Here is a 24,850-nt window from a genome sequence, read left to right as displayed (position 1 = left end):
AAAACACGCCTGAAAGTAACAGCCGTGGCAAAGCCTCATTCCATACCGGCGTGGAGGAACGGCTTCCATGAAAAAAAGCCGCCCTCGCGGGCAGCTCTTTATCGGGAGACGGCATCGTCATGCGTTATTCCCTGATCAGTTTCAACACAAATTTTTCCCCGCCGCCTTCTACCTGTACGATATAAAGGCCTTTGTCGAGGTTGGAGATATCCAGTACGTGTGTGCTTCCGCGTATGCCTGTTTCTGTTTTGCGGATCCTGCCGCTGATGTCGGATACGCTGATGCGGTAGGCCGTTCCGGGTTTGCCGTTCCAGCTCAGGCGGGAGATGCCGCGGGAGGGGTTCGGATACAGCCGGAGACTTTCCGGTTTCTGCGATTTCAGCACAGGCGGTATGGGGGCAGCGGTACGCAGGAAAGGCGAAGCGGGAGGCGTGGCCATCCACAGCCAACGGTTGTTGCTGCTGTCTGTACCGGCAATGCTGAAACAACTGTCCCAGGTACTGGCGCCGAAGGTTCCGCCGGTCTGCATGGTCAGCCGCTTATCGCCGCTGAGTGCATTATAATAATCGGTGGAAGCCCACGGCGGCGTAGTAGGATTGGTGTCGCTGGCGCCATGCCATACCCAGTGCCGCCTGCCGGCGCTGTATGCGGTTACGGGCGCATAGTTGCTGCTCCAGGTGGTAGATACGGTGAGCGTGGTGGAGAATATATGCCGGTAAGGGCTGTTGTGGTTCTGCGTATTGATGAGATAAGCCCACATCCTGCTGGCACCATGGCCTATGCCGGCAATGTGATAGCGGTCGTGATTGGCCGTATCCAGCGGTTCTATATGCTGCAGGATATAAGTGATATCATTGGCATAGCCGGGAAGATAGAACCCGGAATTGTACGGTATCGTGACCACTTCCCAAACGATCGTATCGCCAGGCGCCCGTACGGAACGCCCGTCCCAGTTAATGCCGGCATCCTGCAATATTTTGGCGGGCGAGTTGAGCTGGTAATTGGTGCTGTCCACGGAGGTATCATGCGTGAACGCGATCAGCACATGCCTTTCCCCGCATCCCGCCGCCCGGAAGTAACCATGTGAGCGGTTGTTGAACTGCCAGTTCACCTGCGTGCCCGCCACGTAATTGGCCGGGCCGCCGGAAATAGGACAGGGTAGCTCAATGGGCGGTTCTGTTAACGTATCGGGCTTCCTTACCATCCACAACCATCGGTTGGTCATGGTATCCGTGTTTTTCAGGGAAAGGCAGCTGTCCCAGGTACTCCCGTCATGACGGCCGCCCACCTGGTAGGTAAAATGTTTCGGGCCGGTAATGGCGTAGTAGATGTTGTGGGAATAACTCGGGCGTGTGATCCCCGTATCCTGGCTGCCCACCCATACCCAGTTGCGCGTATTGCCGGATGCGGAGGCGATAAGCGCGGGGTCTTGTTGTGTGCCTGCTATGCTGATGGTGGTGGAGAATATGCCCCGGTATGGGTTGTAATCTCCCTGCGAGTTGCCCAGGAACGCCCAGAGCCGCCCTACGCCAAAGCTCAGCCCTTCCACATGAAAACGCCAGTGTTCGCTGGTGTCAATCGGTGCGATGTGGTTGAAAAGATAATTGATGTCGGATATATAGGCGCCCATCCACATGTTCGATGTATTGGGAACGGTATATATCTCCCATATAATGGTGTCGCCGGGGGTGCGCACAGTGCGCCCGTCCCAGTTCAGGCCATTGTCTTTCAGGAATTTCTGCGGCGATTGTGAATCGTAGTTGGCGCAGCCGGTTTCACCAACGCCGGTGAACGAAATGAGAATGTGGCGCTCACCGTTGCCCGCGGCTTTGAAGTAACCGTGCGCGCGGCCGTTGAAGGTCCAGCAGACCTGCGTGCCGGGCACGTAACCGGCAGGTTGTGCCGCTGCAAGGGCATAGCAAAGCAACAAGGGAATAAACAGGGTAAATGTTTTCATGATAGCATGAGGTTTTATGTAGAAGTGAAAGAACGCATTTCCGTATAGGGGTCAACTCCGGGCATCAAGGTAAGGCGGGTGGCTGCAACTTTATCTCAGTACCCGCGTCCTTAAATAAAAACATGACCAGGAGCAACTGGATAGACAACCCGGGGGCTTTACCTGTAAAAAAAACTGGCTGCTAAAAAGCAGCCAGCAATCAAACAATATGAATTATGCGAGGTGGTTAAAAGGAATACCTCAGCCCCGTCTGCATCTGCCAGCGCGAGCCCACAGGGTCCACGGAATATGGCTTGCCGGGCTCCACGAACTGGTACAGCGGGTAGCCGCCTGAAGTCCTGGAAGGTATATACGGCTGCAGTCCGACGCTTGCGGTAGAGTTGTAGGTATTGGGCGCGAAGTATACGATCCCCCAGCTTTTTGACAACAGGTTGGTGACATTGATAATGTCCAGCGAGAAGGTTAAAGTATGTTCTCTCGCGCCTTCGCGTTTGTGGCCAAAATGGAAGTCCTGCGCAAAATGAAAGTCTGCGTTATTGTTCCAGGGAGTTCTGCCTGTGTTCCTTTCTGTGAAATTCCCTCTCCTGGTGCGGAGGTATTTATCGCCCTCAATAAACCGGTCGAATGCCGCGGCCTGTTCCTGCGGGGTGACCAGTACGGTCTGGTTGTCTTCAGCCAGTATAGGCGCAAAGAACCGGATAGATTCCCCCTGTGCCGGTATATAGGCCAGGCCTACCTGCTGCGGCGTATTCTGCGGCGTGAAGTTGACAAAACCATACGTATACGGGCTGCCGCTCTGCGCGGTGATCAACAGTGAAAAATGACTGGTAAAGCGGCCATTCCATTTTTTGTTGTAAGACAGCGTGGCTACAATGCGGTGCCTGATGTCAAAGTTGGAATAGGCCAGCTGCGGGTCATTCGGGTTCAGCGCCTGGTTCAGCTGCCAGTTGGATTCCATGGAGTTGCGGATGCCGTTGGAGATGTCTTTGGACATGCCGTAGGTGTATGCGGCGGAAAAGCTGACCCCGTTTTCAAACTGGTTGCTGACCTGGCCGGTGATGCTGTAACGGTAACCTTTGCCGGTATTGCTCAGCTCGTAAGCGTTCGCCAGCCGCGGATCCACGCTGCCGGAGAAGATGGGCTGCCTGCGCAGGCCGGATGCGGTGTCGTAGGCATAATATACGGGAATGTCTTTCAGGTTCACCTGGCGGAACATCACGTCTTTGATCGTTTTGGTATACATGCCTTCCAGCGTGTATTTGAATCCGTGTTTGTCCGTATAGTCCACCGCCAGGCTGCCGCGCAGCACGCTGGGCATTACGAACTCGTTATCGATCACATCTATCTGTGTGGTGCCCGCGTTGCGGTCGTTCACCACTTTCCCCTGTTCATATGCAAAACCCGCAATACCCTGGTAAGGGTTGCCGGGCGAAGGCAATAAAGGATCGGTGCCGGGCCTGAAGGGGCTGGGAGGGCTGCCGTCCGTGCGCATGTCTATGGTGCCGTAAGAATTGCCGTCGTTGTAGAAGGCGTAACCCAGCCACGCCAGGGGTATCCTGCCGGTAAAGATGCCTGCCCCGCCGCGGAGCACAAGGGAACGGTCTTCCGTGAGTTCCGCGCGGAAGCCGATGCGGGGGCTCATCAGCGGCTTTTCAAGATAATTGTTCAGGATCTTGCTGAGTGGGGTATAGGTATAGGTATTCCCGAAATCGGGGTCGCCGATGGCGTTTTTGGTACGTTCGCTCAACGTCTGCTTATCGGGCAGCAGTGTATAGTCCGCGCGAAGGCCGGGGGTTACGCGGAAACGGTCTGATATGCGGATCTCATCCTGGATATAGAGGCTGAGAAAACTGATGTTGAACTTCGCGGAAGGGTTTGCCAGCAGGTAATCGCGGTTGTTGTTGTAGTAATGGAAATTGCCCTGCACGCGCTGGGGTTTGTTGGCCAGGTAGTCTTCGATGCTCTGGTAGGTCACCCTGCCGTTCCAGCCGTTCACAAAGCCGTAATCGATGCCGTAAAACTCGTTGTGGGTGCCGATGGTGAGCGTGTGTTTGCCTGTGCTCAGGGTCACGTTATCCGTGAACTCGAAGGTGCGTTGTTTCAGATTGAATACGGAGGCTTCACGGTCCGTACCGAAAAAGATAGTGGAGCCGGGCGTTCTGCCTACGATCTGCACCTGTGGGAAAGCGGGATCGGTTTCGGGGGTGCGGTAATCGTGAATGTTCGTATACCCCAGCACCAGGCTGTTGGAGAAGCGGTTGCTGAAGCGCGTCTTCAGTTCCGCTACGGTAGACGACTGGTTGTTCGTCTGTTTATACGCAATGCTGCCAAAGCGGAAGCTCAGCTGGTCGCGGTCCATGTGTACGGCATCGGACAGGATGGTGTTGTTGCGCAGTACCAGTTGATTGTTGGCGTTGATGTTCCAGTCTATTCGGTTGAAGAATTTGCGCGAGCCGGAAGAGGCGTTGAACAGGCCGTCTGTGCCCGGGTCAAAATTATATTTGCTGATGCTATGCTCACGGATGGCGGTGGCGTCCGTTCTGGACAATACGCCTTTTGAAGCATTGCTGCCCGCCACCAGCTGTATCGCATCTTCCCTGGATGTGATTTCGAGGTTCGTGAAGAAGAACAGTTTGTTTTTGATGAGCGGCAGGCCCAGCCTGAAACCCGTTTGCAGGTCGTGAAAGGAGGACGGCATTTTTTTATCCAGTTCGTTCCCCGTTCTGTCCGGGCCAACCAGTGCGGCGTTGCGGCCATAGGCGTAAATGGAACCGTGTACTTCGTTTGTGCCGGAGCGGGTTACGGCGTTGATGCTGCCGCCGGTGAAGTTACCGATCTTCACATCGTAGGGCGCCAGGTATACCTGCATGTCCTCGATCGCATCAAGGGAAATGGGGTTGGTACGCGTGCTGCTGCCGGGCATGTTAGAGGTGCCCGTCTGCCCGCCGGTGCTGGGGCTGAATCCGATGGCGTCGTTGTTGATGGCGCCGTCTATCGTTACGTTGTTGTAACGGAAGTTGGCCCCGCCAAAACTGTTATCCTTCGAGCCTTGTGGTACCAGGCGCGTGATGTCGGTCAAGCTGCGGTTGACGGTAGGCACGTTCTGTATCTGCTGCTGGCGGATGCTCATGCCTGCGCCGTAAGTGTTGGCGGTAGGTTTGCGGCTGCCTTTTACCACCAGTTCTTTCAGCGCGGAGGCATCGTCCTGTAAATGCACTTCCAGTACCAGCGGTTCTCCCAATGCGATCTTCGGGATGTTCCTGGTTTCTTTTTTCATGCCTATAAATGCGATCTCTACCACATAAGGCCCGCCGATGCGCATGCCGGTGAAGAGGAAACGCCCGTCATTAAAAGTGACCATGGCGTAACGCGTGCCGGACGGTATGTGCGTGGCCGTTATAGAGGCGCCGGGCAGGGCTTCGCCGTTGGTGTTGAACACCCTTCCCTGCAGGCCGCCGCTGGTTTCCTGGGCAGCGCCCTGTAGCCAGGCGGTAAGGCAGAGGATGATGATCAGTAAATATTTTTTCATCGGTATTGTGTTTGTCGTTCCAGTAATCATATTGCTCAGATACCTGCTTTAATCACTTTATCTACGATATGCAGTACGCCGTTGTCCGCCATGATGTCGCTGTGGATGATGCGCGGCACATTCAGGTTGTAATGCGTCTTGAAGGTGAGACCGCCTGCCTGTATAAAATACCCCATGGGATTGGTGCTTAGCGCATAGAGCGCCGGGCGCCGGTAACCTGATAATTCCACGCCGTCCAGCCAGTCCGATATGAACCAGCGGCCGCCTATCAGGTAGAAGCCCAGCAGATTGCGCACATATACAGGATCTTCCTGCATCAGTTCTTCCGGGGTATTGTAACCTTCTTCCCTGAATGCCTCGTCTGTCGGCGCCAGGAAAGTGAAGCCGCGCTCAAGACCGTTGCCTTTCCACCGGAGGGTATCAGGCTCCCGCAGCCGTTCTTCCCAGCCGTCCGTGTGGCGCACGAAATATGCCATGAAGGTGAGGTCGGGATGTTGTTGTAACAGGTCGTACGCATCCAGGCCGGGTAAAAGGGATATGCCGTTCATCTTATGCAGTACACCGTCTCCCAGTTCCACGTTTGGTGTGGTCACGGTGATGCCGTTCAGGAATATGCCGTGGAAGTTGCGGCTCACTTTGGGCAGGCGGCCGGGTTCCAGTGAAAAGGCATCCTGTGTGTAATTGCCTACCAGCGTGGTAGAACTCAGCCTTCCGTTGAGGATGTGGTACCGGAGGATTTTCGCCAGTTTGTCCGCGTCGTAATTATTGATAACCTGTTCGGTAAAGCCGGCACGGATCATGGCGCTGTCTACCGGTACAAAAAAGGTGAAAGGTCCGCCGGATTGCAGCCGGATGTCTTTGTCAAGACCGGCCTTTTTCAGCGCCTTGCCAAACAGCGAAAGTTCGGGCTGTGTGGCAAGGTAATCCTGCATAACGGGTTGCGGCCTGTTGGAGAGCAATTCCGTTTTACGGGTGCAGGCGGCTGCGCAGAAAAGCAGCAGGCACAGCATCAGTGTATGTTTGTATATAGTCATGTCTGATCTTTTTAAATGGGTCAGGGGATCAATACCCGGTCTATTTTATGCATCACGCCGTTGCCGGCGGGTATGTTGGAGTTGAGATCGAAACGCTGATACGGGAAAGGCGGTATACCCGCGGCCATACCATCGTTGCCCGTGCCGGTGAACCGGATGCTGTTGAACCCGGTGGGGCTGCCGCCGATCCCGACCTTGCCGCCGTCCTGCATCGTGATGCCGGAAGGGTCGGCCGCTACCGCGCGGAAAAGATCGCTGGTGAAATACCGCCCTTTGATGATATGATACCGCAGCAGCGTTTTCAGTTCTTCGGGCGTTGACTGCGATATGCGTTCCATGGAAGCCAGTACAGTGCCTGAAGACATACATGCCCTGTTGATTGGCGGCAGCAGGGTGTACGCGTCTTTTGCACCGTCCAGCGAATCCGTCAGCCCGCTGTGTTTCATAGCGGCTGAAAAAAGGGAGAGTGAGGTGTCGCTCCGCACGGCCGTGACCAGCGAAGGGAAATTCTCCACGTTCGGCAGTTCGGACAATACCTGTATCAGTCCGTTAGAGGCAGGATTGTCCAGGCTCTTCAGGCGGATTCCGTTCATGGTTACAATCGTATCGCCGTTTTGCAGGTATTTGCTGATGTACACATTTGTGCCGAGGTGGGTGAGATAGGCTTTGTTTTCCTGCAGGGGCATCGCCTTTGTGGACAATATGCCGGAAAGGATGCTGTATTGCATCAGCTGCCTGGCCTTGTTATAGGTTATGAAATAAGTGAAGCGGGCGGGATCGTTGGATGTTTGATTAAACAGCGCGAAAGCATCGTTATGCGCCGCCAGCAGGGTATAAGGGCCTTCCTGCAAAAGGGAGTCCTGCATGTCCGCATAGTTCAAAGCAGCCCATAATACATCGAAAGTGAAATTGTCCTGCAGCACAAAGGGTATGCGGCTGGTATAGGAAGGGTCCGGCGCGGTTTTGCCGTTTTTATCTTTATTGCAGCCGCAGGCCAGCAGGCAGATGCCTGCGAAGTACAGCAGTGTTGATCTGATCTTCATCCTGTTGAGTTTATTGCGGTTTAAAAAGTTGATCCGTTTTGTACACCGCCCCGTTTATCCCGATGCCTTTGTTGCCGGGCTGGCGGATGATGTTGGCCACTCCACCGGGGCCTGGGTTGTACCGCACCTTCAGGTCGCCGTTTGAAACGGAAAATTGCAATTTGTAGGTTTCCTTTTTGTAGGACAGCGGGCCAAAGAAGCTGATGCCCCGCTTATAGACGTTTAAAGCGCTGCTGCTGAAAGCGGGTTTCGCCAGGTCGTAGTACAGCAGCGGGAGCCTCGCCTGGTTGATCAGTTCTTCGTTGTATATAATGTGCCGCTTCAGGATGGAATCCAGGGGTGAATAATTGATGTACATCATGTAGGTGTTGTAGTCAATATATACTTCCATGGGCACGCTGAGCGCGAAGTTGCGGATGTCTTCTTCCGTATGCAGCCCCGCGGCACGGAATGCGTCATTGGTAGGCGCAAGGACGGTGGGCTTATGTGTCATCGCCTGGCCATATTGATTGAAGGCGGTGGCGAAGAAAAAGGTGTCGGAGCAGGTGAGATCATCAAAATAGCCCCATGCCTCTACCGGATCGCGGAAGAGGCTGTCCCGCAGGTTGAGCGCGAAGCGGTACAGGCTCAGTTCAGGGTCTTCGTCCACGATCTCCAGTACCGTACGCGCCGCCGGCGGCTGCACGAGGCTGTCTACTGCGTAGATGTATCCGTTCGCCGCTTTGATGGCGGAAGGCAGCGCGGATACAGGATAATCGTTCAGGTAAAGTTTGTCATTGCCCGAAATGTACAGCCGCGGCAGCACGAGCTGCTCGTAGTGGTCTCGGTAGGGAACGGTGTCCTGCCGGAGTGTGGACGTAATGAGGGTGAACGCGGCACTGAGGATCGCATTGTCATCCAGCGCGCCGGACAGATTGTGATACCGGATCAGTTTGGCCAGCGAATCCAGTGGCAGGCTGCTGATCTTTTCGGCGGTAAGCCCCGCGGCTATCATGCCCGCGTCTTTCACGGCAAAGATCGTATAACCCTTATTGTGGTCCATTTCCTTGTCTATGCCCAGCCGTGTATAAGCCTGGTTGTACAACGCCAGCCCCGGCTGCTGTGCCAGCACTTCGTGTATGTCCGTGCCGGAGTGGGGTATGGGAAGGGATACCTGCATGTCCGAATCGGAAGGCTTCAGGCAGGATGCTGCGCCCAGCAGGCCCGTCATCAGTATGATAAAAGATATTGTTCTCATAAGTTTTAATTTATTCTTGCACTGTCAGGATAAACGAGTACGCCGCTAACGCCGTGCACCACGCCGTTCAGCGCGGGATAGTCCGTGTCGCTGTCTTTTACCGGCTCCCCATATTCCCACCAGCCAAGCTGTTGCAGTTCCTTGAAATTGTAGGGGAATACCCTGAACCCTTCGAATGTGTATTCCAGCACAGCGTCGGGTTGCAGGAACACCGGGGGCATCACGCCCGCACCATATTGGGAAATGGGTGCGTCACCGAGGTCGGACCAGAAGAACCTTCTCGGGCTGAGCGTGTAGTTGTTGAACAGCAGTTTTTTATAAGTGGTGGTGTCGATTGTTTCGAGCATGGCATCGTCAATGCCATAGCGGTCAAACACTTCGTTGGGCAGCGCCAGCACCACGAAGGGACCGGTACCGGCAAGGGTGTCCAGCAGGCCGAACTTTCTCAGCGAGGCGGCGAAGCGGCTGTACCGGGGCGCATTTTCCAGCCATTGTTTTACGGTGGGAGCGGGGTAGCGCAACACTCTCTCCATGGCGTGTATCACGCCATTGGCCGCCATGATGTCCAGTTTTTTTACATTGAGGCCGTTGAAATGGATCCTTGACGGTTCCCAGGAATTGGGTGCCATGGGTACGGAGGCATATAGTACGGTACCCTCAAGTGAAGTGAAAGGAAAGTCGATGGTCTGCGGCAGGCTTGAAAAAGGGTAGTTCCCTTTGATGATGTGATAACCGATGAGCTGTTTCAGCGCCGCATCGCTCATACGCCGCAGGCTGTCCTCATCTATGCCGGAAAGGATAAAGGCGTCATTGTCCGGGGCCAGTAGCGTGTATTGTTCCTGCGAAGTGGTCACTGTGTCCAGCCCGGTGCGTTGCAGGGCGCTGTAGAACATGCTGAAGGCGTAGTTGTTTTGCAGGATCACTCCCAGCTGGCGTTCCACCTTAACGGGCGCGTCGTCTTCCATTTTAATGCAGCCTGCGCTGAGCAGGAGGCAAATGGTGATTAAAGTCTGGTATGCTTTCATGATTATCAGTTTAAAGGCACCGTGTTAAAGCCGCGTTGTACCTGCATCAGGTACACACGGTCATACACGATCTCCATGATGTTCAGGGTGGAGTACAGCCGGTTCACATTGTTGCTGTTCACGATAAGGTTCAGGTTGGGCGTAAAGCTCGTTGCCGCGCTGTTGACCGGGTCGAAGTTGTTGAACGTACGGGGGTTAGCCGCGGAGAACAGGGTTGTCAAGCGGGTGGGGTTGGCTGCGTCCGCGAAATGAAACGCGAACGAAGGTAATGTGCCAATGCCCCTGCCGGAGGGGTTGAGCGGGCCGCCCTGGACGATAGCGCCATCCGGCGCGTATTCTTTGATCACGTTTTGCAGGAAAAAAGAATCCCTTGGCAACATAGGCAGTTCCAGGTAATGGATGACCGTATCCATATTTTGCCGCAGGGTGGTGAAATAGGTTTTATCGTATCCTTTCAGGATGTTTAGCTGGGGGCCGTTGGAGTTGCTGACCACAGAAGGCATATAATAGGTGCAGTAAATGGCGGGCCTGTCCGGATATACGTTGCCGTAACCCGCGCCGATCGCTTTCGGCATATTGCCGGAAAGGTTTACAAAGCCCGTGTAGATCTTGTTCTCATCGAACGTTTCATGCACAAAACTTTCCCGGCGTATATACAATCCGTATTTCTTTTCATCCAGGTCGCGCGCCACCGCGTGCAGGGTGTATACTTCGCCCCGCGCCAGTTCTACCGTGGTGTCTATAAGTATATTGCCGCGTATTAAAGCGCTCAGGTTTTTGAACGGCGTATTATTCTGCGGCCGCACGATGAACATGATGCGGTGTTTGCCGGAAGGTATCTGCGCCCACGCGGAAAGATCGAAGCCGTTGATGGCGGGCGCGGTGAGCACATGCGCATTGCCGGGATACTCGTAGTTGGAAGGGAGCAGCGAAGCAGTGGAGCCGCCCCTGCCGTTCAACACCGAGCCGGAAATATCATTGTTCGCGGCGTTGATGGGGTAAGACAGGCTGAAGAGCTGCCGGGTGGCAAGGAAGTCCCCCACGATGCCCGCGTCCGAAGGCACCCCCTGCCCATCCGTTTCCGGGTCTACGAGCAGGGTCAGGAAAGGGGTGGCCTGCCCGGCGTACAGGGCGTTGCCGATCTGGGGCAGGTTGTTGTACACCCTGATGTAGGAAGGGCTTTCCACCAGCGGCGCTTCTTCGTATTTCATACACCCCGCCGTCATCACTGCGCACAGGACCAGTAAAGAATATATCGCTTTCATCCGATAATGATTTATTTTTTTATTTGCCGGATGGAGCCTCGCATTAATGCTCGGGTTCATCCGTTAATATTTTAAATGAAATTTTTAAGATGAGCCAACGTTGCCCAGCTAAGCCGTCATTGCGAGAAGCAGCAGGGCCAAAGTGGGAGGGGCGACGAAGCAATCTTTCATTGAAGTGAGGTACTCCAGTATCTGGAGATTGCTTCGTCGCGGCTCCTGCATAAAATCCCCGCGGCTCCTCGCAATGACGGGCTTTTCGCAACCATGGCCTTTTTCCTGTATCTGTATAAACAATCGGATAGTCATGATATTTTATTTATTATGCTTGATGACCACCAGTTTTGCTTTGTCATCTCCACCGGAGGAATTGTAGGTACGGCCTACGAGCGCGATGGAATAAATGCCGGTTTCCACTCTCGGAGTCATTCCGCCGCTGACATACAGTTGCGGGTTTGCGATGAATGCTTTTTTCGCATCCAGCGGGGCTACCTGCTTCAGCCATTCACCGGGTATTTCACCGGGGTTGCCGGGGCGGCTCCTGAAAACCCTGATGAACGAAGGCGTGATATCCATTTCATAGATCGGTTCCGCGCCGAAGTAGGTAAATTCATTTTTAGCCGGAATGGTGTAAAGAATGGAAGCATTCCGCTCCGGCAGCACGCCGGATGCGATGTTCACGTAAGCGGAGGAGTACCGTAAGCTGTCGGCATACACCGGCGCCGTCTGGAACAACGACTGGTCATTGGTGAAGGTGGCATAAGGCAGGTCCGGGCTCAGGTTCAGGAACCGGCTTTGCCAGGCGTACGGGAAATTGACGCGCCGGGGAGTGCCGCTGGTGCCGTCGTCAGGAAACTGGCCGTTGTTATAGTTGGATGCATACAGGGTGGAGGTCATGTCGTTGGCGGAAAATAACAATCCCGGTTTGCCGTCAGGCCGTTCGTTCACCCAGATGGTGTAATTGTCGTACGGATAGAGCCGCAGCGATTGTTCCGCCAGCACGGTGCCTTTTTCATCCACGGCCTGCACGGTATGCTCGCCTTGTACGAATATTTTATAATCGGCGTTTACGGTTTCATTGTAAGGCAGCGATCCGAGGTAGGGCATAGGGCTTTCGCTCAAGAAAGCGCCATCCACCCTTACCCGTACCTGTTTGCCGGGCATAGCGTTCAGGGCGTGCATGCGTGCATAGGAATGGTTCACGCCAGGGTCCAGCTCGGTCACAATGCGGTAAGAGTTGACCATCTTCCCGAGTCTCGAGAACCTGTAACAATCCCAGAAGGTGATCGCGCCGCTGCTCACCACGATGCTGTACACGCCGCCGGGCTTGAAAGTGCGCACCCTGGGCAGGAGGCCCGTTTGGGGTATCACGGCGTCGGGGTTGCAACCGTCAAACAGCGCATTCAGCGGCAGTTCCGCCAGTTGTTTGATCACATTGACGCCCGCGCCGGTGCCGGTAAACAGCTTGAACTGGTATGACCCATATGGGATCTCCACATATTCAGAACTGGTATTGGAGGCAATGTTTTGCAGCTCAGGGCTTACCGCGCTGCCGTCCGCCCAGGTGAGGGAGAGCGGGGCGCCCAGGCCAAGCGCATCGTTTTCGTCGCCCATGTTGATGATCCTGATCCTGAAATTCTCGGGCCTGGAAGGCGGTATGTTCTGCCGGGCCAGTATCTTCATGCTCCCGTCCGGCAGCAGGTAATAATCGCGCGGTTGCGTGATGTCGTTCTGCAGCACCGTGTCTTCATTTAATATTGTTCCGGCGGTGAGCACCAGGTGCGCTTTTCCGTTCTTGTCCAGCAGGCCGTTCATGATGGTGAACGGGCTGCCGTTCTCGGCTGAGTTCCATTTGCCGGATGGGAAGATGCTCAGCCCCAGCGGGGTGGCGCCACCGGAGTTGTTGAAAGAGGTGAGCGGGATGTTGTTGATCATCACATCCACGGGGCCGCCTGTCAGGTTAAACATGCGGATGGATGAATTGGATTTCTGCAAAACGTCCAGCGGCTCAATGAGATTGTCCTTTTTTTCTTTCAGGCAGGCGCTCATGGAAACCAGTGCCAAAAGCAGGATGGTGGCTATTTTCCGTTTGATGGTCTGTATATGCATGTGGATCAGAATAATTTGTAAGTAATACCCAGTGATACTTCCGAGCCTTTTTTATACTGCCGGTAGATGTAGGTGGTGCCATGGTATTTCCCGTTGTTGCCGGGGTTGGTATATACCTGTTTGAAGTCCGGGTTCAGGATATTTTTCCCGAAACCTCTTACCAGCCATCGTTTGCCGAGATGTTTGCTGAATACGAGGTCTAGCACGGGTACGGGCCTGTCGTACAGGTCCGGTGTGCCGTCCATCTGCACCTGTATCAGTCTTGCGCCCACGATGTTGAAGCTGGCGGTAATGTTGGTGCCGGACCGCTCGTGTTCGAAATCGATATAGGCATTCACGGAATAGGGCGCCTGTTCAAACACGGGGCTTTTCGCGGGAGAGCGGCGGTCGTTGATGCGGGCGGCTTCCAGCCTTGCCGGGTTTTTGTCGATCTCGCTGTAGGCCAGCATTGCGTTGGCTCCAAAAAATACCGGTTTCAGCGGGCTCCAGTAGCGGCCCAGGTTGTGCCTTATCTCCAGCTCTATGCCATACACGCGGCCATCGTTCGGGTCGTTCTCGAACACGATCAGCGGGAATTCAGGCGCGGTGCTCTGGTTGCCGGGCGAGCGGTAGAAGAACACACGCTGCAGCTGGTTCTCGATGATCTTACCGAAGGCGGAAGCGGAGATCACTTCACCACGCGTCGGGAACCATTCCCAGCGGAAGTCGAAGCTGCGGGTGAACTGGTTCTTCAGGTCCGGGTTGCCGCCTACCACGGCGAACTGGAAGGGGTCGTATTCATAGATATTGATCAGCTCCCTGATCTCCGGCCGCGCCAGCGAAGTGCTGTAGCCAAACCTGAAATTCATGCTTTCCTTCGGGGAGTAGGTAAGGTTCAGGGAATAGAAAGGTTTGTAGTCCTCCACGTAACGGTTGCGCGGGTTCAGCGTGCTGTAACGCAGCGCGTCCCCGGTGTAGCCGCTGGTGGCGCTGATGTTCAGCGGAATGAAAATGTTATTGGTGTCTACCAGCGTTTTGATGTCGGTAGATTCGAACCTTACGCCGCCCACGAAACGGAAGTGCTGTAAAAAGCGGGTGTCTATCATGCCGTAGAATGCGCGTGTTTCGTAGGTGCCGGTGTAGTTATTGGGCGATTTGCGGATCTGGTAGAGGAAACCGCCTACGCGGGGCTTGCCTTCTTCGTCGTAAGTGCCGGGATCCTGCAGGCCCACATATTTTGGAGAGATGAGTTCGTTGATGTTCCCGCCCACCTGGTTCAGCAGGTCTGCACTGCCGCCGCCAAGGCTGGTGGAGGGCAGGCCCAGGATATTGGTGGTGAAGTCGCGTTCGCGTTTCAGGTAGTTGAAGCCGAACTTGAGTACCTGCTCGGCGCCGCCTATTTTAAAAGGCTGCGTAAGGTCGGCCTTGCCGTTGTAGTTGCGCTCGGTGAGCTTGCGGAACTGGCGGCCGTTGGGGTCCGCCACCATAATGCTGGAATAGTCATCGCCCACGCCATGCACCATACCGGTTACAAATGCATAGGTGTCTTCACCGATGCCTACGCCCCCGGGGTCCGCATAACGGAGGGTGCGCAGGTTGGCGAGATTGGTGGAGCGGAAGTCCGGATCGTTCTGCGTGCTGCGCGAAGTGCTCAGGTTGTAGGTGAGGCGGGGGCTCCAGCTCTGTTCCAGGATCTTGTGCTCGCCCTGCAGGTTGTAGGTGTCGAACGTGCGCTGGGACATACGCAGCTGGTTGATCACGTTGTATACCGGGAATTCCATTCCCGTATTCCGCCACGAACCGGTGAGGTTGCTGGCTTGTGTTTCAGCCCCCCGGCTGCCCACTACCTGCGCCTGCACGATGTGCCTTGCGTTGAAACGGTAGGTGAGGCCGGCCAGTAAACCGTAGTTTAAGGTCTTTTTACCGATGTTCTCCTTATATGAGAGGTAGTTGCCCAGGCGCGGGTAAGCGGGCGTAATGAAATTGGGAATGGCCAGCTGGTTGAAGATGTTCTTATTGCCGGTTACGATGCCCTGGAAGAGGCTGTACTGGTTGCGCGTGGCCTGGTAAATGTCCTCCGTGCGCTGGTAATAACTGCCGTTCAGCACCACGCCCAGTTTATGGCCGTTGCGCAGTTTATACATATTGCCGAAACCGATATTGTACACCTGGTTCGGACTGGCGTTTTTGTAGGAAGTGGTGAGCACCGGCTCGAACCGTTGCATAATGGTGCTGATGCGGTAGGATTCGGCGGCCAGCGCGGGGTTGTTGCGGCTCTGGATAAACATTTCCTGTATCTGCACCAGACCGCCGGGATACTGGTCTTTCAGCGCCAGGAAGTCCGCCGGCAGATCGTGGTCTTTTACATGCTGCCCCCAGAAACCGAGCCTGTCGTTGTAGAAGCCGTTGTATTTGCCGTTCAGCCCGATGTTTGTATTAAAACCTGTCTGCGCGGTAAACTCCAGCGTGAGGCTGTCAGGTATGGATCTTGTCTTCAGCTCTATGATACCGGCCGAGGCATCCGCGGGGCGGTCCGGCGAGAGGGTTTTGTACACGGTGATGTTGTCCAGCAGGCCGGCCGGTACGATGTCCAGCGGCACCACGCTGCGGTCCGGGTCCGCGGACGACAGCCTTGCGCCGTTCAGCGTGGCGATCACGCTGCGGTCCCCGAGGCCACGGATGGCTACGTATTTATCGTCCGTCACGGTCACGGCTGTGACCCTTTGCAACGCCTGCACGGTGGTAATGCTGGCGCTTTTGGTCATTTGCGCGGCGGAGATGGCATCCTGCACCACACCTGAATTTTTACGTTCGTTTAATACGGCGGCTTCGGTATTGGTCCTGTTCGTGGCGGTAACCTGTACTTCGCCCAGCTGCGTATAACTTTCCTGCAATACGATGCTAAGGGCCGCGCCGGTGCCGGCTCTCACTTCCCTGGGTTTATATCCCATAAAGGATAAGGACAATACTGCCTGCGCGGAAGGCGCCTTGATGCTGAACTGCCCGTTGGCATCGCTCATAGCGCCGGTGTTCGTGCCTTTGATCTTGATGGTGACCCCGGGGAGCGGTGTGCCTTTTGCATCGGTTACCTTCCCTTTTACGGTCACGGGGTCGCCGGCCACGCCGAGTATCACGTAATCCCCGTTCTGCTCCGTGCTGATGCCGGCGGAGATGCGCAGGTAGTTCAGCGCATCTTCCAGCCGGATGCTGCTGGCGGGTAGTTGCAGGTTTTGCTCCAGCCGCGCCGCAACGGCATCCTTATAGGTAAAGCGGATATTCCCTTGTTTTTCCAGCAGGGCGATCAGCTCGCGGGCGCTGAGATTGTTTTTCCCCAGGCTGAATGTTTTTCCCCTGTTTTGCGCAAAGGAGGGGACTGCGGTGAGGGCCAGCAAAATCAATAATAATAACCTTGTGTGTAACCCATGATGCATAGTCTATAATTTACAGTGATGGGCATGGCATGGCCATGAGCAGGTATGCCGCTGCCCGTATAGGAATGTTTATTTTTCCGGTTTAATAAATGACGATCTGGTTCCCGTTATGTTCGTATCTGAATTTTACCGTCTGCGAAAGGACTGTCATAGCTGCTTCCAGCGTTTGCCCCTCCAGGTTGGCTGTTACTTTCTCTTTTTCCAGGTCTGTATTTCTGATGATCATTTTTACTTTATACCAGTCGGCCATCAGGTCCAGGGCTTCATGCAGCGGTGTTTGCCGGAACGATAATCCGCCGCTGATCCAGTTGAAGGCATTTTTCCCCTGCCAGTGCTCCAGCACATAACCTTTGCCGGCGGTGTCCATCACCAGGCGGTCCCCCGCCGTAATGTCGGACAGCAGGCGCGCGCCGTAATGCACGCGTACCTTGCCCGTGCGTACGGATACGATCAGTTTGTCCGCGCCTTCTTTTACTTCAAAGGAGGTGCCCAGTACCGTAGTGGTCAGCTTGCCGGACTGTACCTCAAACACTTTGCCCACGTTTTGCCTCACGTCAAAGAAGGCTCTGCCGGCTACTTTCACACTGCGGGACGTTTCACCGTAACGGTCGGGCACATCCAGGCGGGTGCCGGGGAATAAATAGATCATGGAACTGTCGGACAGGGTGATCTTTCTCATTTCGCCGGCCGGGGCTTCGAAATGAAGGAAAGCATATGTATCTGTTGTATGCCGGTATTGCACGATTAAATACACACTGAGGCCCAGCACCGGCACCGCGAAGATGGCCGCGTAACGCAGCAGGCGGCGCATTCTTATTACTCTGGCGGGGCGGGTGATGCCAATGCGCCCGTCCACCGCCAGTTTGATCTCCCCGGCGAGGGCTTTGCGCTCTTCATCGCCCAGCGTAACGGGTTCTTTATCCGTGGCGGCAAACCACTGGCGGATAAGCTGTTCCTCTTCCTGCCCGGCATCGCCCTGCAGAAAGCGGTCTATGATCCTTTTGAAGTGCTGTATGTTCATTGAGCCTTGTTTCTGCTTATATGAGCAGCGGCAGGCGGGTTTAACCAGTGCGGGTGTGTTAACTTAATGTTACTTCATCTGCCCGGCTTCTATGAGCATAACGATGAGGAGAACGGCTTCTTTCATTTTAACGCGCAGCTTTTTCAGCGCCGCGTTCAGCGTGTTCCTGACGGTTTGTTCCGAAAGACTGAGCCGTTGGGCAATTTCAGTGGTGTTCAGGTTCTCTTCCATGTTCATACGGAATACCTGCTGCATGCGGTCCGGCAGCAGGCGTACTTCTTCGCTGAGCAGTTTCAGGAGTATTTCTTTCTGATAAGGGTCCAGCAGCTCGTCCAGCACGGGTTGCAGCAGTTGTTCCATTTCTTCTTCACGGCGGCGGTCTTTGATGGCCCGGGAGATGCAACGCAGGGTTTCATTGCGCACCATGGTAAAAAGGTATGCTTCCGCATTGACGTTCACGGTCAGTTTATCCTTTTTGTGCCAGAGGGTAACAAATACGTTCTGCACCACATCTTTAGCGTCATCGCGGTTCTTCAGCCGCCTGAACGCAAAAATGTAACATTGTTCCCAGAACCGGTTATACAACTCGTCGAACGCCTGCCCGTCCCCACCACGCACCACCTCCATCAGCTCTTCAGTAGTCAGGATTGCATAATTCATGGATAAGAAATGTGAGCCAAAATAGGAAAACGGACTATAAAGCAGGGTGAATTTTACGTTAATTCATTTTCTTTGTACCCTAACACCTGGTACATGAAACACTATGCCCTGTTTTTATTGCTGATAACCAGCATCTCCGCGTTTTCACAGGATACCGCCACGTATATCCAGAAAGACAATATCCCTTACCGCGTGGGGGAACAAACGGACTATATGAAAGAGCGCTGCCGCCTGGATGTATATTACCCCGCCAAAGCGGAGAACGCGCCGGTAGTGGTATGGTTCCACGGCGGGGGCATCACCGGCGGCAATAAATCCATCCCGGCTGAGCTGAAAAAACAACATGTGATCGTGATCGCGGCCAACTACCGGCTGAGCCCCAAAGTAACCAGCCCCGCGTATATTGAAGACGCCGCCGCCGCCGTGGCATGGGCATTTAAACATGCGGCCGCCCTCGGCGGGGATACGGGCAGGATCTACGTATCCGGCCATTCCGCGGGCGCTTATCTCTCCTGTATGATCGGGCTGGATAAACAGTGGCTGGGGAAATATAACATCGATGCCAACCGTATCGCCGCCTTGTATTCTTTCAGCACACAGGCCATCACTCACTTTACGGTCCGCCACGAAAAAGGCATCCCGGACACACAACCCGTCATCGACGAATACGCGCCGCTCTATCACGTACGGGCAGACGCACCGCCGCTCTACCTCTATACCGGCGACCGCGAAATGGAAATGCTCGGGCGTTATGAAGAGAATGCCTACTTCGCCCGCATGATGAAACTCAAAGGCCATAAACGCACGTATCTCTACGAGCTGGACGGCTACGGCCACGGCGATATGCCAAGGGGTGCGTTTCCCCTGATGCTGAAGGAGATCAGGAAGAAATAGTTATTGCGTCTGTAAGCAACGCTAGAGGAAAATAACAGCCTCGTCATTGCGAGGAGCAGTTGAGCCAGGTGGGAGGGGCGACGAAGCAATCTCCTGCATCGGATGGATGTACGCCAATATCAGGAGATTGCTTCGTCGCGGCTCCTGCACAAATCCCCGCTGCTCCTCGCAATGACGATCTTTTCACAACGACGCCCCAAACAAGGCCAGTTCTGTATTAGATTTTTCCCGTCCTCCCGTTGCGGGAGGACGGCAGTAATAGTAATACGTCATTTCAACTGTATCGCCACTTTCTCAATCTTTCCCGTGAATGCAAACGGCAGCTTATAAGTGAAGTCCACAGCGGAACCATTATCCATGCCGATGTCCAGGCCTTCGCCCAGGGAAATTTGCATCGGAATGGTCTTTGGCAGTTTTTCTTCCGCTACCTTTTTCCCGTTCACCAGCATCGTCACTTCCGCGCCTTTTCCGAACTCGCCTTTTTTGCCGTCATATTTAAAATTGATGGTGATGACGGATTTCCCCTGTGGCAACGGCTCATTACCGCTCATGCTCAGCCGTTCCAGCGCCAGGAAGTTGTATACAAAGGTGGGTTTGCCCTCTTTCAGGTAAAGCCCGTACCCGCCTACCAGTCCGCCATGGGTAACGATCATGCCTTCCGTGCCGGCACCACTGGTCTCTATGTCTGCTGTCAACGTCCAGGACTTGTTCAGGATGCGCGGCGCGGCGCCATTGGGCAGGGCCAGCTGGCCGGGGTAATACACAAAGGAAGTGCGGTCGCCCGTTATGCTGGGCCTGCCCATCGCTTCATCATTCAGGCGCTCCACCGCCCTCCAGTCCAGCGGCAGCACATTGTATTTGGCGGCTTCCACCCACCAGAGGTCCTGCATTTCGCGCAGCTTTTGCGGGTTGCTGGCAGACAGGTCGGTGGCTTGTGAATAGTCATCCGTTACATTGTACAGTTCCCATTTCGCTTTATCGGGATCATACCCTGTGCGTACGGTTTGCCAGGGCATAAACGACGGGGAGGATGCCATCCACCCGTTGCTGTAAATGCCACGGCTGGCGCCCAGCTCAAAGTATTGTGTATTGTGTTGTTCTTTCGCTTTTGCGTCGTTGAATGTATAAGCGATGCTGATCCCTTCAATGGGTTTTTGGGTAACGCCGTTCAGCGCATCCGGTGGCGTGATGCCGCAGATCTCGTAAATAGTGGGCACGATGTCTATCGTGTGCACGAACTGTGTACGCAGCCCGCCCTTGTCTTTGATCTTCGCGGGCCAGGAAATGATCATGGGGTTGCGTGTGCCGCCGAAATGGCTCGCTACCTGTTTGGTCCATTGAAAGGGTGTGTTCATCGCGTGCGCCCAGGCGGACGGGAAGTGGTTATAATGTTTGGGCCCGCCCAGCTCGTCTATCACTTTGATATTGTCTTCCCATTTCTCCGGGAAGCCGTTGAAAAAGAGGTTTTCATTAACGGAGCCTTCAATGCCGCCTTCCGCGCTGGCGCCATTGTCTCCCACGATGTAAATAAACACGGTGTTGTCCGCGCCGGGCATTTCTTTGATGGCGTCTATCACCCGGCCCATCTCGTAATCCGCGTGGGCCGCATACCCGGCAAACACTTCCATCATATGCGCATACAGCCTCTTCTGGTCCGCGTTCAGCGTATTCCATGCGGGCAGGCCGGCGGAGCGTGCGGTGAGTTTGGTATTGGCGGGCACCACGCCCAGCCTTTTCTGCCGTTGCAGGGTTTCTTCGCGGTACTGGTCCCAGCCCATGTCAAATTTCCCTTTGAATTTGTCGATCCATTCTTTCGGCGCCTGATGCGGAGAATGGTTCGCGCCGGGCGCTACGTAGAGGAAAAAGGGCCTGTCCGCGGAAATGCTTTTCATTCTTCTCGTCCAGGCAATGGCTTTGTCCGCAATGTCCACGGTAAGATGATAATCGGGGTCTTTGGAAGGAGGTACCAGGTCGCGGTTTTCGTATAGGATGGGGTTCCAGTGGTTCATATCGCCGGCATTAAAACCGTAGAAATAATCAAAGCCGAGGCCGTTTGCCCAGCGGTCAAATGGCCCGGCGGAGCTGGTTTCCCAGGGCGGGGTGTTGTGGTTTTTGCCGACCCATGCGGTCATATACCCGTTTTGCCGCAGCACTTCCGCCACGGTGCCGCAACTTTTGGGCAACACACAGGTATAACCGTCGTAACCCGTGGCGGTTTCCGTGATACTGCCAAAAGTAACGGAATGATGGTTGCGCCCGGTAATCAGCGCCGCCCGGGTAGGGCTGCAAAGGGCGGTGGTATGAAAGCGGTTGTACCGGAGCCCGTTGGCCGCGAGTTTGTCCAGGGTGGGCGAAGGTACGCCGCCGCCAAAGGTGGCATACTGCCCGAAACCGGTATCGTCCAGCAGGATCAGCACGATATTGGGCGCGCCTTTGGGCGCCTGTACGGGCTGCGGGAATTGCGGGGGGTCGGAATCCAGGTAGGTACGGCCTTCAAAACCCCGGAAATGCCAGTCCGGCCGCGGCAGCACTGCCGGCGTACCGGGTTGTTGCTGCGCGGAAGCGTGCAGGGTTGTACATACCAGCAGGAAGGAAAAGAAGGATCCGGATAATTGTCTCATGGCAGGCGTTTTAAGTGTTGCAATAATCCCCTGTGCCGGTACTGTAGCCGGGTAAGGGGTAAAAAACGTCGAGTGCCATATGATGTATGCCGGGAGTATGGGGTGACGGATATTATAACAAACGGGGGTGCCGGATAGTTTTATGTTAAAATAGTACCAGTGCTGCGGGAATGCCGCTGTCATATCCTACTTGTCCAATAGGGTATTGTTCCGTCGTAGAAAGGCCGTGGTATTGCATTTGACTGGCAAGCCTACTGACATCCTCCTGCCATCCTTCGGTGATCCTTCGGTTGTGTTCGGTCGTGGTGCGGGTTTGAGGGTGTTTCACCGAAGGATGACCGAACGATCACCGAAGGATCACCGAAGAAACATAGTATGTTTTTAGCTCCCGGGCTCGTCTACCTCGATATTATATTTACCCAGCAACCCCGGCAGGCCGTACAGTGAAAATCTGGCCTGCTGTATCCGGTTGCGCTCAGGGTCCAGGGAATAGTTGAAAGAGGTGCGCAGGTCGGCTTTTTCCAATGTCGTATGGTCGAAAGTGGCGTTGCTGAAGTCGCAGTGATCGAACAGGGTGCTGCTGAGGTCGCACTCGGAAAAGTCCGCTTCCTGGAACTGGGTATTTTTGAAAGAGGTTTTGGTGAGTTTGGTCTGGAAGAAAGAAGCACTGTTGCAATTGCAGTTGTCCGTGCTCAGCTGGAAGAGAAATTTACTGCACTGGTCAAACCGCAGGCCCAGCATTTTGCAGTCTTTAAAAGTCACTTCCCTGAAAGCGGTATTGCTGAGTTTGGCCAGGCTCAGGTTACATCCTTTGAACTCACATTCCAGGAATACGCAGCCGGTAAGGTCCGCCTCTGAAAAATTGCAGCCGTCGAAAGTGCACTGCTCGTATTCGCCCTTTGGCAGCGGGTTCTGCGTGTAGTCCTTTTTGGTGAAAGTTTCGTTGTATAGCTCTTCCATCCGGTTAAGGTAAATAAAATACTCTGCACTGAAAGTGCAGAGGTTTGGAATCCGGACTAAAGCCCTGCTTCGGTGCCGATCCTCCACATTAGTGCCCCGGGCTGGCCCAAAGCCCGTCATTGCGAGGAGCAGCAGCGCTAAAGTGGGTGGGGCGACGAAGCAATCTCCTGCATCGGATGGAAGTACTCCAAGATATGGAGATTGCTTCGTCGCGGCTCCTGCACAAATCCCCCGCTGCTCCTCGCAATGACGACCTTTTCACAACAAGGCCTCAAACAAGGCCAGTTCTGAGGTAGATTTTCTTGCATTACTAAAGCCCTTGTACAAAAGTGCATAGTTTTAACTAACGGTTGGGACCAATAAAAAAGGGATAAACGTATTTATCCCCTTTTTTGAGAAAAAAGAGTAAACAATATCACCGCATCTGCCCGCGTATCACACCGTTCGGCCAGGTGGTGGAATGTACGTTCACGTATAATGATTCCGTTCTCACGGCGCTGGCGGTAGGCTCGTCCAGCTGGGTCATTTTGGAGATGCCGAAGTCCGCCGCGGTGGCGCATAAAGGCACCAGTACCGCACCGTTCACGCCAGCCGCCCCGCGGTGGATGTGCGCCATGGTAAGCGCGTCGCCGCCGGGAAGATTAGCCACGGTTACTTTGGAATACAATTTCCTGTCCACGGTCAGGCGGATGAGCGCTACGCCGGTGGCGGTGGTCACCACGGGCGGCACTTCATTGACGCCGGAGAGGTTCACCGTTTCCGCCAGCAGCAGGTCGCTGTTCACGGTGCCGCGTACGAGGCCGCCTGGGAGCTGGGTGGAGTGCACATTGAAATAAATATCATTGCTGCGGTTCTTCAGGCTGTCCGCCAGCGATTGCCGCAGGGTGAGGGTGCCGCTGCTGGTGTTGCCCGTCCAGGCGGGAAAAGGCAGGACGATGGGCCCGTTGGTCACAGGGTCGCCTGTATGGAAATGCGCCATCGTCAGCGCATCTCCGCCGGCGAGGTTATCTACTTTAAAATTGTAACGGAGCGTATTGTCCGCGTATAGCTGCATGGTGAGCAAACCGGTTTCCGATCTGCCGGCCGGGGCGGGGTTCTCCAGTTTCGTGCTGAGGGGGATCTCGAACAACAGTATGGGGTTGTTGCCATCATCATCGTCGTTATTGCAGGAGGAGAAGGAAGTAAAACCGGCCACCAGGAGGGCAGTGATGCCAATTACGTGTTTGTTTCTCATAACGAATGGTTTTGTTCTTACTAATCATACAATGATCAGTCCAATTTGGTTGCCCCGGGGCCGGAAAATCCGGCGGAGAAACAACAGTAGTAGGGGAATTGGCGGCAACCGGGTCAGCGGGATTTGTCCCAGAGTTTGTTCATCACCACCTGTTGGAGCACCTGCTCGCGGTAATGACGGCTGATGGGAACCCGGTGGGACTGTATGAAGATCTCATTACCGTGTATGCTTTCTATTTTGCTCACGGACACGATGTACGACTTGTGCACGCGGATGAAAGAATGCCCTTCCAGGTTCTGCTCAAGGTTCTTCAGATACAGCAGGGTCACGTATTTGCCTTTGGTGGTGTAGATGTTGATGTAATTCTGCATGCCTTCCACGTACAGGATATCTTCAAAATGTATCTTCTCGTATTTGCTGCCGCATTTGATAAAACAGTAGTCGGTTGTTTTTTCGGCGGGCAGCTGCGGGCCAGCCGTGTTTTTGTTCAGCAGCTGGTAATAATCTTTGGCTTTGGCGGCGGAGCGGAAAAAACGGTCGAAGGTAACGGGCTTCAGGAGATAATCCAGCACATTCAGCTGAAAACCTTCCAGTGCATAGGCGGGGTAAGCCGTGGTGATGATCACCATGGGTGGGTTCCTCGCCATTTTGAGGAAATCTATGCCATTGATCTTGGGCATTTGAATATCGAGGAACAGCAGGTCTACCGGCTGGTTTTCATGCAGCTTCACATACTCCACCGGGTTCTCGCAGGTGCCGGCGAGATGGAGAAAGTCAACTTCCTTTACGTAATCCGCAATGCCTTCGCGGGCCAGCGGTTCGTCGTCTATGATTACACAATTGATCATGTTCCG

At 54.6% G+C, this 24,850-nt stretch carries 17 protein-coding genes; 1 reads left to right on the top strand and 16 read right to left on the bottom strand.

The features are described 5' to 3' along the window. Positions 1 to 124: 124 nt before the first annotated feature. The 12 genes from EG028_RS08205 to EG028_RS08150 all read right to left on the bottom strand — a co-directional run bounded on the left by EG028_RS08205 (position 125) and on the right by EG028_RS08150 (position 18,287). The gene (locus EG028_RS08205) at positions 125 to 1,957 is read right to left on the bottom strand and encodes a T9SS type A sorting domain-containing protein (protein WP_120515113.1); all 1,833 of its coding nucleotides are present in this window, start codon (positions 1,955 to 1,957) and stop codon (positions 125 to 127) included. A 226-nt stretch (positions 1,958 to 2,183) separates the two neighbouring features. Beyond that, positions 2,184 to 5,486, bottom strand: coding sequence for a TonB-dependent receptor (locus EG028_RS08200; RefSeq protein WP_206614368.1), 3,303 nt, complete (start codon positions 5,484 to 5,486; stop codon positions 2,184 to 2,186). A 35-nt stretch (positions 5,487 to 5,521) separates the two neighbouring features. Then, positions 5,522 to 6,520, bottom strand: coding sequence for a fasciclin domain-containing protein (locus EG028_RS08195; RefSeq protein WP_120515111.1), 999 nt, complete (start codon positions 6,518 to 6,520; stop codon positions 5,522 to 5,524). Positions 6,521 to 6,540: 20 nt separating this feature from the next. Further along, complete coding sequence (locus tag EG028_RS08190) at positions 6,541 to 7,563, bottom strand: fasciclin domain-containing protein (protein WP_120515110.1); 1,023 nt, start codon at positions 7,561 to 7,563, stop codon at positions 6,541 to 6,543. Between the two features lie 10 nt (positions 7,564 to 7,573). Then, positions 7,574 to 8,800 (bottom strand): fasciclin domain-containing protein, encoded by a 1,227-nt coding sequence (locus EG028_RS08185; RefSeq protein ID WP_120515109.1) that lies wholly within the window; start codon positions 8,798 to 8,800, stop codon positions 7,574 to 7,576. 5 nt (positions 8,801 to 8,805) lie between these two features. After that, the gene (locus EG028_RS08180) at positions 8,806 to 9,825 is read right to left on the bottom strand and encodes a fasciclin domain-containing protein (RefSeq protein ID WP_120515108.1); all 1,020 of its coding nucleotides are present in this window, start codon (positions 9,823 to 9,825) and stop codon (positions 8,806 to 8,808) included. Positions 9,826 to 9,830: 5 nt separating this feature from the next. After that, positions 9,831 to 11,090: a hypothetical protein gene (locus EG028_RS08175; RefSeq protein WP_123864601.1), complete on the bottom strand. Its 1,260-nt coding sequence runs from the start codon at positions 11,088 to 11,090 to the stop codon at positions 9,831 to 9,833. 108 nt (positions 11,091 to 11,198) lie between these two features. Continuing rightward, positions 11,199 to 11,396 (bottom strand): hypothetical protein, encoded by a 198-nt coding sequence (locus tag EG028_RS08170; protein ID WP_120515106.1) that lies wholly within the window; start codon positions 11,394 to 11,396, stop codon positions 11,199 to 11,201. A 6-nt stretch (positions 11,397 to 11,402) separates the two neighbouring features. Further along, positions 11,403 to 13,196, bottom strand: a complete 1,794-nt coding sequence (locus EG028_RS08165; RefSeq protein WP_120515105.1) for a hypothetical protein — start codon at positions 13,194 to 13,196, stop codon at positions 11,403 to 11,405. Between the two features lie 5 nt (positions 13,197 to 13,201). Then, positions 13,202 to 16,606 (bottom strand): TonB-dependent receptor, encoded by a 3,405-nt coding sequence (locus EG028_RS08160; protein WP_120515104.1) that lies wholly within the window; start codon positions 16,604 to 16,606, stop codon positions 13,202 to 13,204. 82 nt (positions 16,607 to 16,688) lie between these two features. Further along, positions 16,689 to 17,627: a FecR family protein gene (locus EG028_RS08155; RefSeq protein WP_120515103.1), complete on the bottom strand. Its 939-nt coding sequence runs from the start codon at positions 17,625 to 17,627 to the stop codon at positions 16,689 to 16,691. A gap of 69 nt (positions 17,628 to 17,696) precedes the next feature. Continuing rightward, on the bottom strand, positions 17,697 to 18,287 hold the full coding sequence (locus EG028_RS08150) for an RNA polymerase sigma factor (RefSeq protein ID WP_120515102.1): 591 nt from the start codon (positions 18,285 to 18,287) through the stop codon (positions 17,697 to 17,699). Positions 18,288 to 18,380: 93 nt separating this feature from the next. On the opposite strand from EG028_RS08150, the gene EG028_RS08145 reads away from it, so the two are divergent. Then, positions 18,381 to 19,181: an alpha/beta hydrolase gene (locus tag EG028_RS08145; RefSeq protein ID WP_120515101.1), complete on the top strand. Its 801-nt coding sequence runs from the start codon at positions 18,381 to 18,383 to the stop codon at positions 19,179 to 19,181. Positions 19,182 to 19,450: 269 nt separating this feature from the next. Here EG028_RS08145 and EG028_RS08140 read toward each other — a convergent pair whose 3' ends face one another. The 4 genes from EG028_RS08140 to EG028_RS08125 all read right to left on the bottom strand — a co-directional run bounded on the left by EG028_RS08140 (position 19,451) and on the right by EG028_RS08125 (position 24,844). Next, positions 19,451 to 21,802 (bottom strand): arylsulfatase, encoded by a 2,352-nt coding sequence (locus EG028_RS08140; RefSeq protein WP_120515173.1) that lies wholly within the window; start codon positions 21,800 to 21,802, stop codon positions 19,451 to 19,453. Positions 21,803 to 22,183: 381 nt separating this feature from the next. After that, positions 22,184 to 22,762, bottom strand: coding sequence for a pentapeptide repeat-containing protein (locus tag EG028_RS08135; protein WP_120515100.1), 579 nt, complete (start codon positions 22,760 to 22,762; stop codon positions 22,184 to 22,186). Positions 22,763 to 23,177: 415 nt separating this feature from the next. Further along, positions 23,178 to 23,996 carry a CHRD domain-containing protein gene (locus tag EG028_RS08130; RefSeq protein ID WP_120515099.1) on the bottom strand — a complete coding sequence of 273 codons (819 nt, stop codon included), beginning with the start codon at positions 23,994 to 23,996 and terminating at the stop codon, positions 23,178 to 23,180. Positions 23,997 to 24,109: 113 nt separating this feature from the next. After that, the gene (locus EG028_RS08125; protein WP_120515098.1) at positions 24,110 to 24,844 is read right to left on the bottom strand and encodes a LytR/AlgR family response regulator transcription factor; all 735 of its coding nucleotides are present in this window, start codon (positions 24,842 to 24,844) and stop codon (positions 24,110 to 24,112) included. Positions 24,845 to 24,850 lie beyond the last annotated feature (6 nt).

It is taken from the genome of Chitinophaga barathri (assembly GCF_003807585.1).
Taxonomy (GTDB): domain Bacteria; phylum Bacteroidota; class Bacteroidia; order Chitinophagales; family Chitinophagaceae; genus Chitinophaga; species Chitinophaga barathri.
This window is presented reverse-complemented; position numbering and strand designations above follow the sequence as displayed.

What these genes read in the sequence shown, in the direction of transcription:
- EG028_RS08180 (WP_120515108.1), bottom strand. Translation starts at nt 9,825, where the DNA reads ATGAAAGCATACCAGACTTTAATCACCATTTGCCTCCTGCTCAGCGCA.
- EG028_RS08125 (WP_120515098.1), bottom strand. Translation starts at nt 24,844, where the DNA reads ATGATCAATTGTGTAATCATAGACGACGAACCGCTGGCCCGCGAAGGC.
- EG028_RS08185 (WP_120515109.1), bottom strand. Translation starts at nt 8,800, where the DNA reads ATGAGAACAATATCTTTTATCATACTGATGACGGGCCTGCTGGGCGCA.
- EG028_RS08205 (WP_120515113.1), bottom strand. Translation starts at nt 1,957, where the DNA reads ATGAAAACATTTACCCTGTTTATTCCCTTGTTGCTTTGCTATGCCCTT.
- EG028_RS08165 (WP_120515105.1), bottom strand. Translation starts at nt 13,196, where the DNA reads ATGCATATACAGACCATCAAACGGAAAATAGCCACCATCCTGCTTTTG.
- EG028_RS08175 (WP_123864601.1), bottom strand. Translation starts at nt 11,090, where the DNA reads ATGAAAGCGATATATTCTTTACTGGTCCTGTGCGCAGTGATGACGGCG.
- EG028_RS08130 (WP_120515099.1), bottom strand. Translation starts at nt 23,996, where the DNA reads ATGAGAAACAAACACGTAATTGGCATCACTGCCCTCCTGGTGGCCGGT.
- EG028_RS08140 (WP_120515173.1), bottom strand. Translation starts at nt 21,802, where the DNA reads ATGAGACAATTATCCGGATCCTTCTTTTCCTTCCTGCTGGTATGTACA.
- EG028_RS08145 (WP_120515101.1), top strand. Translation starts at nt 18,381, where the DNA reads ATGAAACACTATGCCCTGTTTTTATTGCTGATAACCAGCATCTCCGCG.
- EG028_RS08200 (WP_206614368.1), bottom strand. Translation starts at nt 5,486, where the DNA reads ATGAAAAAATATTTACTGATCATCATCCTCTGCCTTACCGCCTGGCTA.
- EG028_RS08150 (WP_120515102.1), bottom strand. Translation starts at nt 18,287, where the DNA reads ATGAATTATGCAATCCTGACTACTGAAGAGCTGATGGAGGTGGTGCGT.
- EG028_RS08195 (WP_120515111.1), bottom strand. Translation starts at nt 6,520, where the DNA reads ATGACTATATACAAACATACACTGATGCTGTGCCTGCTGCTTTTCTGC.
- EG028_RS08170 (WP_120515106.1), bottom strand. Translation starts at nt 11,396, where the DNA reads ATGACTATCCGATTGTTTATACAGATACAGGAAAAAGGCCATGGTTGC.
- EG028_RS08135 (WP_120515100.1), bottom strand. Translation starts at nt 22,762, where the DNA reads ATGGAAGAGCTATACAACGAAACTTTCACCAAAAAGGACTACACGCAG.
- EG028_RS08160 (WP_120515104.1), bottom strand. Translation starts at nt 16,606, where the DNA reads ATGCATCATGGGTTACACACAAGGTTATTATTATTGATTTTGCTGGCC.
- EG028_RS08155 (WP_120515103.1), bottom strand. Translation starts at nt 17,627, where the DNA reads ATGAACATACAGCACTTCAAAAGGATCATAGACCGCTTTCTGCAGGGC.
- EG028_RS08190 (WP_120515110.1), bottom strand. Translation starts at nt 7,563, where the DNA reads ATGAAGATCAGATCAACACTGCTGTACTTCGCAGGCATCTGCCTGCTG.